The sequence below is a fragment of the Allomuricauda sp. NFXS6 genome (genome assembly GCF_040148835.1).
GTDB lineage: Bacteria > Bacteroidota > Bacteroidia > Flavobacteriales > Flavobacteriaceae > Flagellimonas.
Map to the genome: position 1 here is coordinate 251946 of NZ_JAGEMG010000003.1, position 12631 is coordinate 264576.

The following is a 12631-nucleotide window of genomic DNA, read 5'->3' on the forward strand; positions in this document are numbered from 1 at the left end:
GCATTTGGGGAACATGGTTTCAGGCAGCTATGATATGTTGCCTCAAAATTAGGTGCTGCAATAGCGCGATTATGGTTCTTTTGAAAAAAGAATGGTATCTATCACATCTTACTTTTCTTGAACTGTAGCGGGGTCACGCCTTCAAACCTTTTAAAATATTTTATAAAATGTGAGCTGTCCTTAAAATTTGAGGCGTATGCTATTTCGCTTATCGAAAGGTCGGTATAGGTAAGTTGTCGTTTTGCTTCTTGGACAATATGCTCTGAAATGACCTTTGATGCCGTCTTGCCGAACTCCTTTTTGCAATGGGTGTTCAGGTTTTGGGAGGTGGTATGCAACAAATCAGCGTAATGGGAGACATCATTTTTGGGACTTTCTTGAAGGAGCTGTTTAAAATTGAATGCCAAGCTCTGTTCCAAATGGGATTTGTTGGGTGCATAGCGCAATAATTTGGACAGCAGGGCCTTAAGGATTCCCTCCACCGTGATTTGGGAACCTTTTGCTTGATCCTTCACCAGTTCGGAAGCCAATTGAAAGAGGGAATTGAGCGATGCATCCACGGGCACTTCAAATGCTCGGTGATTTTCAAGTTGCCTAAATTGATCATTGAGGTGTTTGTCCAATGTCCTGTCCAAAAAGCCATCTTTAAGGATGATGACATACCCTTCGGGCACACTGTCGATTTCCCAATGGTGCACTTCATCCTTTTTGACGATAAAGGCAATGGGAGGTTTGATTTCATAGGAATCTTGATCCATATGGTGAAAACCCGATCCCTTGCTGAAATAAACCAGTTCCAGGTACTTATTGTGCCGGTGCGGTCTGGTGTAGCGCTTGTTCACATCGAAGGGCTCGATTTTGATATCCAGTGCACGGGAAATCTTGTTGTTCACTTTGATCGTTGTACCCATACGTCACTAAAATTAGGGCATATTTGCTGAACGAACGGTCCTAAAGCCCAAATGTTCCATACCCGAATCCGGACTGGTGGCCATACGGGCAGAAATTCTATAGCTGGCACAATAGGAGGCACTGCAGAGGAACGATCCTCCTTTAATCACGCGTTCTTGGGCATAGGCATTGTTCGAATTGAACGCGCTTGCTGCGCCTTTTGGGTTTTGTGTGACCTCTCCATTTGAAGCGAGCTTTTGATAGTAATTGGTGTTGTACCAATCACTGGTCCATTCCCACACGTTGCCGGCCATATCATGAAGACCGAAATCGTTTTTGGGGTAGCTCATGACAGGGGCACTGCGTTCAAAACCATCTTCCATCGTATTTTCCACGGGAAATTCGCCCTCCCAAGAATTGGCACGGGAGCTCAATAGGGAATTGTCATTGCCCCAAAAGAATATGCTCTCGTCTTTTCCGGCACGGGCGGCATATTCCCATTCGGCTTCTGTGGGCAATCTCCGTCCCGCCCATTTACAATAGGCCTGTGCATCCTCATAGGCTATGTGGACCACGGGATGATTTCCCTTTCCCTCGATATCGCTTCCAGGACCGTAGGGATGCCGCCAATTGGCGCCGATCTTCCATTCCCACCATTGGGAGTAATCATAGAGGTTGGGAACGCTGCTCTTTGTTTTTTTGAACACCAAAGATCCGGGCTGCAGAATGGAATCATGGGGTTTTTGGGTACCTTCGGGCAACTGTTTTTTCATTTCTTCCCAATCTATCTCGCGCTCGGCCATGGTAACATAGCCGGTTTCCTTAACAAATTTGGCGAATTGTGCATTGGTCACTTCATGGATATCCATAAAAAAACCATTCACATGTACTTTGTGTGTGGGTTTTTCATGGGACATCGCCATATGGTCATTGGGCAAGGCGCCTTGGTTGAACTCCCCGCCCGGTATCCATACCATTCCTTTGGGAGCTTCACCTGGAGCTTTGCTGGGCTTTGGAGGCTCTATGGTTGTGGAATTGCCAACACTTTCTTTTGATTGGTCCGTTTTGGATTTACAGGATATGGACAGGATCAATAGTAAAAAGCAAAAAGTATAGGTGTGCCGAGCTGTCATTTTGTTTTCGGTTTTTTGAATTTTTTTGTCCGAAGTATTTTGCAAAGGGTCGTGTGGAGTTAAATCTTTACTCCCTGTTTTTTAGATATTCATGATACAGTTTTTGCATCTCTTCCGGTGAAAGCTTCCAATACTCGATCAAAGGATTTTTTTTCACTTTTTCATTGTATTCCTCGATAAATTGTTGATTCAAGGAATCATTGTCCTCATATTTTATCCTGAGTTCCTCCAGTTGTTTATGTAGTTCCTCCTGAACTTCTGCATATTCGGGATCTCCGTAAATATTGTTCAGTTCACTGGGGTCCTTCTGTAAATCATATAATTCCCAGACATCCATATCGTAATAGAAGTGAATCAATTTGTACCGATAGGTGGTAATCCCATAATGGCGTCTCACATCATGTTCCGAAGGGTGCTCGTAATAATGGTAATAATGAGCTTTTCGCCAATCGGAAGGTGTATTCCCCGCTAACACAGGAAGGATACTTTTTCCTTGCATGTCTTCCGGAATTTCGGTTTGTGCAATATCCAAAAAAGTTTCGGCAAAGTCGAGATTGGAGACCAAATCGGTATTGACCGTACCTGGTTTAACAATCCCTGGCCATTTTACCAATAATGGGGTGCGCAAGGATTCCTTGTACATCCATCGTTTATCGAACCAGCCGTGCTCCCCAAGATAAAATCCTTGATCGGAGGTATAAATGATAATTGTGTTTTCGTCTAGACCAGCTTCTTTTAAATAGTCCAATACCTGGCCAACACCTTTGTCCACTCCGGCCACACTGGCAAGGTAATCCCGCATATAGCGCTGGTACTTGAATCGGGTCAGGTCATCGCCTTGGGGGTTATCTTTTTTGAATTTTTTATTTATAGGCCCATAAATGGAGTCCCACTGTTTTTGTTGTTCTTCGGTAAACCCGTTTTGAGGTTGCGCTGTAATCTTGATGTCCTGTTCCATTTTCATGGCTTCCGAAATGGACATATAGTTCAAGGAGGCCACCTCCCTGTTTCCGGAATAGTCATCGAACAAGGTTTCAGGTTCAGGAATCTCAACATTTTCATACATGCCCAATTCATTGGGGCCAGGTTGCCAAGGCCTGTGCGGGGACTTATGACCAAGAAACAGCATAAAAGGTTGCTCTTCGGACTTAACGGAATCCATCCATTGAATCGCCTTATCGGTAATGATTTCGGTGGTATAACCTTCCAATTGATATTGTCCTTCCTCGTTGATAAAGGTAGGATTGTAGTAAGAACCTTGTCCAGGCAAGATGTCCACATAGTCAAAGCCTTTGGATGGGGTGTCTCCTAAATGTAGTTTTCCCAACACCCCTGTTTTATACCCTGCTTGTTGCAGGAGTTCGCCAAAAGTCTGTTGTTTAAAATCAAACTTGGTGCCAATGGTATTGTCGATAAATCCGTTTTGATGACTGTACTTTCCCGTGAGAATGGTTGCTCTTGAGGGGCCGCAGATGGAGTTTGTGACCAGACAATTGTCAAAAAGCATTCCTTCCTCGGCGATCCGATCAATGTTTGGCGTTGGAGCAACCTCTGCCAATCGTCCCCCATAAGCACTTATGGCTTGAAAGGCATGATCGTCACTGATGATGAAAACAATATTGGGCCTTTTTTTGCTTTCTTCTTTTTGCGTTGCTTCTTTTTTGATGTCACCCTTGCAGGAAACCACTAATAGGCACCCAAGAAAGATGTAAAATAGTTTGGTAATTGGTTTGTTCAATTGATGTTTCATTGGTCTTTAATAGTATTTGAAATTGACAAGTGTACGATGCCTTTTAAGTGCTAAAACTAATAAAAGGGCATCTGGGCATGGATTGTTCTTTATTGAAATGTTGCCGCACCTTTAGTTGGATCTGTATGTTGTTTCATTGGGTCTATATCCAATGCGATGCGCATTCACCTGTATGGTCTGTCCCTTTTTGAGAGGGATTGTCCCACCGGAGTATACGGTCCAAGGTTTGGGTACCTCAATGGTTTTTTTGTCCCCATCCCTAAATAACCAATAAAACCCCCAAGTGTGTATTGGCCTGCTGATTGTGGTGTCGGCCGGAGGGCCATCAAATATTCGGTACCCAATGGAGGCACCTTCCGTATCACAACTTAAGGCAACGCCTTCCCTGTTCTTTTTTATTTTTGGGTTTTTGGTCAAAGGAGGTTCATTTTTTCCGTTCCACCAATGTTCCACCACCATTTCCTTTTCGGGAATTTCACTCATATCCCCAACATCTTCCAACCATTCGAACAGTACTTGTTTCAATTCTTCTTTCTTTTTCCGATACGATGGTTCATCTGCCAAATTATGGACTTCATCAGGGTCCTTGGCCGTATAATAAAGCTCCTCTTGGGGTTTCGGGGCCTTGAACCAATCCAATAGATAGGGGTTGGTAATGGTCCCGGCATCCCGCATTTCAATGATCTCTTTCATACTGGCCATTTGTTTTCGATAAGCCAAATCCTGGTATTTGGAAACTTCGGGATGAAAATTGTAAACGTATCTAAATGTGCCGTCACTAACCGAACGGACCCGATCGTATTTATCCGCCATTCTATCCCTGCCGGCAAATACATATCGGTTTTTTTCTTGGCTCTTACTAGGTCCCAAAAAGGCCTTTCCCTGTAAATAACCCGGTATTTCCGCCCCTGCAATGGAGAGCATACTGGGAGCAAAATCAATGGAGCTGATTAGGTCATTGTTCACAGTGCCGGCATTGGTTCCATTTGGGTATTTGACTATGAAGGGAATATGCAACCCCCGTTCCAATACCTCTCGTTTCATCCATGGAAGGTTGCCCCCGTGATCACTGTAGAAAATAACATAACTGCTGTCATAAACGCCGTCCTCTTTCAATTGTGTGATGAGTTCGCCGACATCACTGTCCATTTGTTCAATTCTAGTGTATAAGGCTGCTTTATCGTGCCGCATTTGTGCCGTGTTCTCGTAATACAGCGGCAAAACCATGTCGTCAGGTTGATGGTGTAAGGAATCTGGCGGGGAAATTACTTGGGATTCGTGGGATATGGCAAAATTAAAGACGCTATAAAAGGGCTGTCCCGGTGCTCTATTTTGATAAGAGGCCGCCACACTGCTTTCGTCCCATACCGTTACAGGTTCTTCAAACTGATAATCTTCCTTGGCATTATTGGTGGTATAGTATCCCACTTTTCTCAAATATTCTGGAAATGCCTTCACATTTTTGGGCAATACGGCTGAATGACTGGGAACTCCCTCGGGCATTAAGCTTGGTCTGTTTTTTGTTCGCATATGGGAGGTCCCTATGGATATTTGGTTCATTCCTGTTATTATGGAAGATCTACTGGGCGCACAAACACCTGCTGTGGTATACACTCGGGTAAAACGAACCCCTTCTTGCGCCAAGGCATCAATGTTGGGGGTACGTACCGTAGCATCCCCATAAGCACCAATATAAGGGGATATATCCTCACAAACCACCCATACAATATTGGGTTGGTTTTGGGAAATTACAATAGAGAGTGGGGCAAAGAACATTATGACCAACACGGATAATTTGGTTTTGGTCAAAATAGTCTTACGATATAAAAAAGAGTTCATACCTTGGAGTTGATAGGGTTGCTATAGTATAGAGTAACTCCAAGCCAGGATATAGACAAGGCCTCTGGATTTTTCTTCAAATAGGGGAGTGTACCACTAAAAAATGAAAAGGATAAGACGGTGATTGTGTTTTTGATTTCACACTTGAATTAACATATATTTAAAAAATTTATATATTTGAACACAACTTGTCAAAATATAACTTTATAATTGTGAATATGACAATTGTAATTTTTTAGACGTTACAAGCCACTTCAACTAACTAAACAAACTCAAAGAATGCCTCTTTCAAATAATCAAAAGGGTGATGCATTGGATTTTCAACAGAAGCTGTTGGAACGTTTGCACCGTGGGGATATGGAGGCGCTCGGATGTTTGTACGATATGCATGTGGACCATTTGATGGAATTTGGGCTGCATTATGTAACAGAGGTATCCTGGGTGGAAGATCAGGTTCACGATCTTTTTTTGGATTTGTTCAGAGCAAGGCACAAAGCGCTGCAAATCCAAAACCTTAAGGCTTACCTGTCCACTTCGTTAAAGCGAAGGTTGTTCAAGAGAAATAAATCCAAGGAATTGCTGATCGAAGAAGATAGTTTTAAGCGATTGTTGCATAACGATTCAAACCATATCGAGAATTCTTCGGAGAACAAATGGATAGATGAGGAACAGCTTGAATATTTAAAACTGGCTCTAAAAACTGCTATGGACTCCCTCACGAACCATCAACAGAACGCCCTCCACCTGCGGTTTGTGGAAAATAAATCCTATGGTGAGATTGCAGAACGCATGGAAGTGTCCAAGGCTTCCGCCAGAACCTTGTTGTATCGCAGCTTAAAAATACTTCGCGAAAAGGTGCAATTGCTCCTGTTATAAAAAAATAAAATCTTTTTTGTCTATACACCGCACTTTTCTTTCTCTTATCTATGAAAGGGGATACAATTATGCCCTCGAATATGTAAAAACTTATGGGTTATACTCCAAAAAAAGGTTGGTCAAAAGAAAGAAAAGCCGATCTACGAAATAGAATACTCACCTCTGCCAAAAAGGAGGAAGAACTCCGTCTGCGTCGAAGAAGACGTCAATTTTACGGGGCCGCAGCGGCTTTATTGCCGATTGTATTGACATTGGGGTATTTTTTCAATGCGTCCAAGGCCGAACCCACGATAGATCAGTTTGTTAGGGATATGCCCACGGCCACGCCACAAAACCCGGACAAGGTCACTGTAATTTTAGGGGAAGGGAACCAAGTGGCCTTGGATGAGGATGAGGGACGTGTGGAATATTCGGAAACAGGTTCCAATGTAAGTATGGGTAACGGAAAAAGTATAGAACAACGGCTAGGGGATACCGACAAGCCTACCTTTAATACCGTTATGGTCCCTTATGGAAAAAGAAGTTTCATCAAACTTTCCGATGGCACCAAAGTGTGGATCAATTCAGGGTCCAAGCTCGTGTTTCCCGCAGCTTTTTCAAAAAAGTCAAGGGAGGTCTATTTGGAAGGTGAAGCCATTTTTGAAGTGGCCCATAACAAGGACAGGCCTTTTAGGGTGAAATCCAGCAAGCAAAGTATAGAGGTGTTGGGCACTGTGTTCAATGTATCCCATTATTCCGAAGATGAGGTCATGCAAACTGTCCTTAAATCGGGCAGTATTAGAATTACCTATGAAAACGAAGATGAAGGTTTTTTGATGAAACCGGGAACGCTTTCCAGCTTTAATAAAAAATCCAAAAAAATCAGTACACAAGAAGTCGACCCAGACGATTATTTCTCTTGGAGAGATGGTTTCTTGACCTTGGACAACAGCAGTTTAGGGGAAATAGCTTCCCGTTTATCCAGATATTATAACAAACCCATCTTTTTTGGGGACAATGAACTGGCATATCAAACTTTTTCCGGTCGATTGGATTTATCCGAAGATATGGTCCGAGTGCTCCGGACAATAAAAGAAACCACAGATTTTCAAATTGTAGAAAACAAAGAAAGCATATTGCTCAAATAATAACCAACACAAACAACTACTGCCAATGAAAAATTGAAGAAGAATAAAAAAAGCCAAAGGATGCGCCAACATCCCTTGGCCTGTAATGCGTTCTATCGCAAAGAATTAACGACAAAACTATTAACTGAACAACAAAATTATGAATTATCACACTAGATGTGCGCATTTTTTGGGCATAAATGTGACCAGACACATCATTTTAGACCTAATGAGATCTTTTGCACTTTTCTTAGCTGTCGGATTGACAACGCTTTTTGCGAAGGAAACCAATGCCCAATCCAAAATGACCCTCGACTTACATGAGGTGAAAGTGGAAACCCTATTGGATGAGATCCAAAAGAACAGCGAATACATATTTTTCTATAAAGATGGCACTCTTCCTACCAGTGACCGAATAACGGTAACCAAAAAGGATGCGACCCTTCAAATGATTTTGGAACCCGTACTGGAACGATTCAATTTAGGGTTCAAAGTACAGGATCGTCAAGTAATCATTTTTAAAAAACCACCTCCAGTTCCTTTAAAAGTCAATGATCCATTGGTCCAGGTTTCCGTTTCAGGAACCGTTACGGATCAAGGAGGCATGCCTTTGCCCGGTGCCAGTGTACTGGAAAAAGGAACAACCAATGGTGTGCAGACCGATTTTGATGGAAATTTCGTTATCGAACTATCGGATGAGGATGCGGTATTGGTGATTTCCTATATTGGGTTTGGTTCCAAAGAGATCAATGTGGCAGGGCAAACGACAATCAATGTTGTTTTGCAGGAAAGTGCAGCCGCTTTGGATGAAATTGTAGTGGTTGGATATGGAACCCAAAAGAAGAGTGACTTGACAGGGTCGGTCGCTTCCTTGGGGCAGGATGATATGAATCCAGGAGCCAATGCTTCCGTAGATCAAATGATGCAGGGTAGGGCTGCAGGTGTGCAAATAACCCAATCAAGTTCTGCTCCGGGAGGGGGATTGGCCATTCGTATTAGAGGTTCCAGTTCCTTGAATGCAAGTAACGAGCCTTTATATGTAATCGACGGCTTTCCCATTGACAACAGCCCAAATTTAAGTGGGGGAGGCGCCGCACAGGTAGGGGACAATCAAAGTCCACGAAACCCACTCAACGCATTGAACCCTGCCGATATTCAATCCATTGAAATTTTAAAGGATGCCTCTGCAACGGCCATTTATGGTTCTCGTGGTGCAAACGGTGTAATATTGGTAACTACCAAAAAGGGTGGGGAAGGACGAGTGAACATCACTTATGATGCTTACGCAGGATTGCAGACCGTGGCTAAAAAAATTGACCTTTTGACCACATCTGAATATATTGATGTGATAAATTCGTTATCGGCAGATCAAGGAAACCCGGCAGTATTCTCTTCCGAAGATATCGCCGCAATAGGGGATGGAACAGACTGGCAGAACGAAGTTTTTCGTTCAGCCCCAATAACCAGCCATAATCTATCCGTAAGCGGTGGATCGGAGAAAACATCTTTTTATGCTTCGTTGAATTACTTTGATCAAGAAGGCGTTGTAAAAAACTCGGGTATAACAAGATATACAGGAAGAATCAATCTTGATACCAAAATTGGCGAAAGAGCCCAGTTGGGATTGAACTTTAACACCAGTTTGGTAAAGGACAACAATAATGTGGACGGTATCCAGACCAATGAGAACGCGGGCCCCATATATGCCTCCTTGCTATATGATCCCACAGAGCCTATTTATAATGAAGACGGCACCTTTGCCCAATCGGCAAACCTTACCGTCAACAACCCGGTTACTTTGATCAATGCCATATCCAGTACCAATGAAACCAACAGGACATTTGGGAGTGTATTCCTAAATTACAATTTCACGGATGAGCTATCAGGTAAATTTAATTTTGGTACCGATAGGCAAACATCAAGAAGAGACATCTACAACAATTCAAATACGATATATGGTGCAGCAGCGGGAGGGATCGCCAATATCAATGCACTGGAGAGGTCCAATTATCTTTTTGAATATACAATGACCTATAACAAGCAGTTCAATGAAGATCATGCACTCACATTGCTTGGAGGTACTACGTACCAAAAATTCAGCACCCGTTTTTTCTCGGGAAACATTAGTGGTTTTCCCACGGATGACCTGCTCACCAATAATTTAGGATTGGGAAATACCAATAATGATGAATTGCAAAGTGGTAAGGAAGAGAATACCCTGCTTTCCTATCTAGGTCGTGTCAACTATACGCTTTTCGATAAATTTTTGCTTACGGCTTCCTTGCGTGCAGATGGTTCCTCTCGATTTGGTACCAATAATAAGTGGGGGTATTTCCCTTCCTTTGCTTTTGGTTGGAAATTGGAAGAAGAGGATTTTGTTCCTGAAATGTTCAACCAACTAAAGTTGCGTGCCAGTTGGGGACAGACCGGAAACCAAGAAATTGGAAACTATGCTTCCCAGCTTACTTTTGGCACCGGACCCAACGTGGTGCTGGATGGGTCACTACAGGGATCTGCAATTCCTCAGCGAATTGCCAACCCGGACCTTAAGTGGGAAACTACGGAGCAATTTAATATAGGGATTGATGCATCAATTCACCAGGGTCGTTTTAGCACTACTTTGGATTACTTTGTTAAGAGTTCCAAGGACCTTTTGTTCAACCTGCCGTTGCCCGTAGCTTCAGGATATCCCTCCATCCTTCAGAATGTAGGGGAGGTAAGAAATAGCGGTTTTGAGTTTTTGTTCAACTCCACCAATATATCCACAGACAATTTTTCATGGAAAACATCATTGAATTTCTCGGCCATAAAAAATGAAGTGGTGGATTTGGGCCGTATTGAAAGTATCGTTACCGGAAGTATCCAATCCGTTGGAAATACAGCTGTCATTCAAGAAGGCGAATCACTGGCTTCTTATTATGGGTATGTGGTTACCGGTATTTTTCAGGAAGGAGATGACATTGCAGGCTCTGCACAACCGACCGCACAACCTGGTTTTCCAATTTTTGAGGATCGTAACGGAGATGGAGCGATTACCCCATTGGATCAAACCATTATCGGAAACCCGTTCCCGGATTTCACCTATGGTATTCAAAACTCCATTACTTGGAAAGATTTCCAATTGGACTTCTTTTTTCAAGGGCAGCAAGGGGCCGATTTGATCAATATTAACCTCATAGAATCTTTGTATCCCGCAAACTTTAGGAGAAATAGGATAGCAGAACAAGTTTTGGACCGTTGGACGCCTCAGAATACGAATACCAAATGGCCGTCATCCGTCAACCCCAATGCCTATGGTGGAAGCAAGGTGAATTCCCTTACAGTACAGGATGCATCCTATTTTAGATTGAAGAATGTGATGCTAAGTTATAACGTCCCTGTAAAGAACTTGGACTTTATGAACGCTCTCCGTGTTTACGTGACAGGCCAGAACTTGTTTACCATAACCAACTATGGTGGTTTTGATCCGGAGGCCAATTCATTTGGCAGAAGTAATGTAAGGGTAGACTACAGTAGTTATCCTTTGGCCCGTACTTTCCTTTTGGGACTGACTGCTAATTTTTAAGACTCAAAACATAAAGAAATGAAATTACATAGAATAATAATCATTGCCTTATTGGCAACCGTTTTTACAGCTTGTGAAGATAAGCTCGATGAAGAAGTGTTTTCTGAACTGTCCCCTTCCAATCTCTTGAACAATGAAAAGGGAATGTCATTTTTATTGAACGCTTCTTATACCTATGCGCACAGGAACAATGACGTTCAGGCCTCATGGGGCGCGTATCATATGAGTAGCATGACCGCCGGCGAAACTTGGGGGCTTGGAGGTTCCATTGAAAACCTTTGGGTGGCCGAGATAGATTTTACTTGGGACTCCAACCATGCGCATTTTTTATCAGTTTGGCAGGTGCACTATAACAGTATCCGTGATGCCAATCTTATTCTGGACAATTTGGACAATGAAAACCTTTCGGAAGAGTTTAAACAATTGACCAAGGCGGAAGCTCATTTTTTAAGGGGATGGAATTATGCTGCCCTCTATAATTGGTTTGGGGAACTTCCAATTTACGCATCTTCGGAAGATGAGCTATTGCAACCGAGAGCAACTGTGGAAGCTACACGTTCGTTTATTGAACAGGAACTTACTTTGGCCGTGAATGGTTTGCCCGTTGAAGAGCCACAATTTGGAAGAGCCTCCAAGGGAACGGCTTTAGCCGTACTTTGTAAATTTTACCTGAATACGAAACAATGGCAAAAAGCAGCTGATGCTGCTCAGGATGTCATGGATTTGGGCAAATATGAATTGCTTGAAAATTACGGGGATATTTTTGCATATGATAATGAAGGTAACCCGGAGTTGATTTGGGTGCTCCCAAAGGATGGGGCAACATTGACAGGGACAGGTCAAGGCCTGAACGCACTTACCTTTCCACCTGATTTTCCCGTGCCATTTTCGAACAACTCTGTATTTGCTGCAAGAACGTACCTTTTTGATGACTTCGTGAATTCTTTTGAGGAAACGGATACCCGTAAGGAGCAGATTATTACGGAATGGACCAGTACCAATACTGGAGAACTGGTCACAGGACTTGGAAACGATCAGTCCTTTCCGTATAAATTGCCTTTTGAGCCCAATTCTGTAGGGGCTTGGGCAGGAAACGACCTTCCCGTAATTCGCTATGCGGATATTCTACTTAGTAGGGCGGAGGCCTTGAACGAAATCTCAGGACCGACCCAAGAAGTCATCGATCTTATCAACGAGGTTAGGGAAAGGGCGGAAGCTGCGCCATACACGTTGGCAGGGTTTACCAAAGCGTCACTTCGTGATGCTATTTTGCAAGAGAGGGAATGGGAATTTTATTGGGAAGAAAAAGCCCGTGAAGATCAGATAAGACATGGTGTATTTATTTCCAGGGCCCAGGCTCGAGGCAAAAATGCACAGGATTACCATGTGTTGTTCCCCATTCCCCAAGTGGAGTTGGATGCCAATCCCAGCTTGGAACAAAATCCGGGTTATTAATCTAAAAAACCAAATA

8 protein-coding genes are annotated in these 12631 nt (G+C 43.1%); 4 read left to right on the top strand and 4 right to left on the bottom strand.

What is annotated here, in order from left to right:
- Window positions 1–101: 101 nt before the first annotated feature.
- The 4 genes from J4E06_RS06595 to J4E06_RS06610 form a co-directional block, all read right to left on the bottom strand.
- Window positions 102–911 (bottom strand): helix-turn-helix domain-containing protein, encoded by an 810-nt coding sequence (locus tag J4E06_RS06595; RefSeq protein ID WP_349523241.1) that lies wholly within the window; start codon window positions 909–911, stop codon window positions 102–104.
- Window positions 912–923: 12 nt separating this feature from the next.
- Window positions 924–2024 (bottom strand): formylglycine-generating enzyme family protein, encoded by a 1101-nt coding sequence (locus J4E06_RS06600; RefSeq protein WP_349523242.1) that lies wholly within the window; start codon window positions 2022–2024, stop codon window positions 924–926.
- A gap of 67 nt (window positions 2025–2091) precedes the next feature.
- On the bottom strand, window positions 2092–3774 hold the full coding sequence (locus J4E06_RS06605) for a sulfatase family protein (RefSeq protein WP_349523243.1): 1683 nt from the start codon (window positions 3772–3774) through the stop codon (window positions 2092–2094).
- A 111-nt stretch (window positions 3775–3885) separates the two neighbouring features.
- A complete protein-coding gene (locus tag J4E06_RS06610) occupies window positions 3886–5613 on the bottom strand; it encodes a sulfatase family protein (protein WP_349523244.1) in 1728 nt (575 codons plus the stop codon).
- A 279-nt stretch (window positions 5614–5892) separates the two neighbouring features.
- Between J4E06_RS06610 and J4E06_RS06615 the strand changes: the two genes are divergently transcribed.
- The 4 genes from J4E06_RS06615 to J4E06_RS06630 all read left to right on the top strand — a co-directional run bounded on the left by J4E06_RS06615 (window position 5893) and on the right by J4E06_RS06630 (window position 12615).
- A complete protein-coding gene (locus tag J4E06_RS06615; RefSeq protein WP_349523245.1) occupies window positions 5893–6489 on the top strand; it encodes an RNA polymerase sigma factor in 597 nt (198 codons plus the stop codon).
- A 92-nt stretch (window positions 6490–6581) separates the two neighbouring features.
- A complete protein-coding gene (locus tag J4E06_RS06620; protein ID WP_349523246.1) occupies window positions 6582–7616 on the top strand; it encodes a FecR family protein in 1035 nt (344 codons plus the stop codon).
- Between the two features lie 208 nt (window positions 7617–7824).
- Window positions 7825–11160, top strand: a complete 3336-nt coding sequence (locus J4E06_RS06625) for a SusC/RagA family TonB-linked outer membrane protein (protein ID WP_349523247.1) — start codon at window positions 7825–7827, stop codon at window positions 11158–11160.
- Between the two features lie 18 nt (window positions 11161–11178).
- Window positions 11179–12615 carry a RagB/SusD family nutrient uptake outer membrane protein gene (locus J4E06_RS06630; RefSeq protein ID WP_349523248.1) on the top strand — a complete coding sequence of 479 codons (1437 nt, stop codon included), beginning with the start codon at window positions 11179–11181 and terminating at the stop codon, window positions 12613–12615.
- Window positions 12616–12631: the final 16 nt, after the last annotated feature.

Coding starts and splice junctions, on each gene's coding strand:
- J4E06_RS06595 (WP_349523241.1), bottom strand. CDS start 911: ATGGGTACAACGATCAAAGTGAACAACAAGATTTCCCGTGCACTGGAT.
- J4E06_RS06600 (WP_349523242.1), bottom strand. CDS start 2,024: ATGACAGCTCGGCACACCTATACTTTTTGCTTTTTACTATTGATCCTG.
- J4E06_RS06605 (WP_349523243.1), bottom strand. CDS start 3,774: ATGAAACATCAATTGAACAAACCAATTACCAAACTATTTTACATCTTT.
- J4E06_RS06610 (WP_349523244.1), bottom strand. CDS start 5,613: ATGAACTCTTTTTTATATCGTAAGACTATTTTGACCAAAACCAAATTA.
- J4E06_RS06615 (WP_349523245.1), top strand. CDS start 5,893: ATGCCTCTTTCAAATAATCAAAAGGGTGATGCATTGGATTTTCAACAG.
- J4E06_RS06620 (WP_349523246.1), top strand. CDS start 6,582: ATGGGTTATACTCCAAAAAAAGGTTGGTCAAAAGAAAGAAAAGCCGAT.
- J4E06_RS06625 (WP_349523247.1), top strand. CDS start 7,825: ATGAGATCTTTTGCACTTTTCTTAGCTGTCGGATTGACAACGCTTTTT.
- J4E06_RS06630 (WP_349523248.1), top strand. CDS start 11,179: ATGAAATTACATAGAATAATAATCATTGCCTTATTGGCAACCGTTTTT.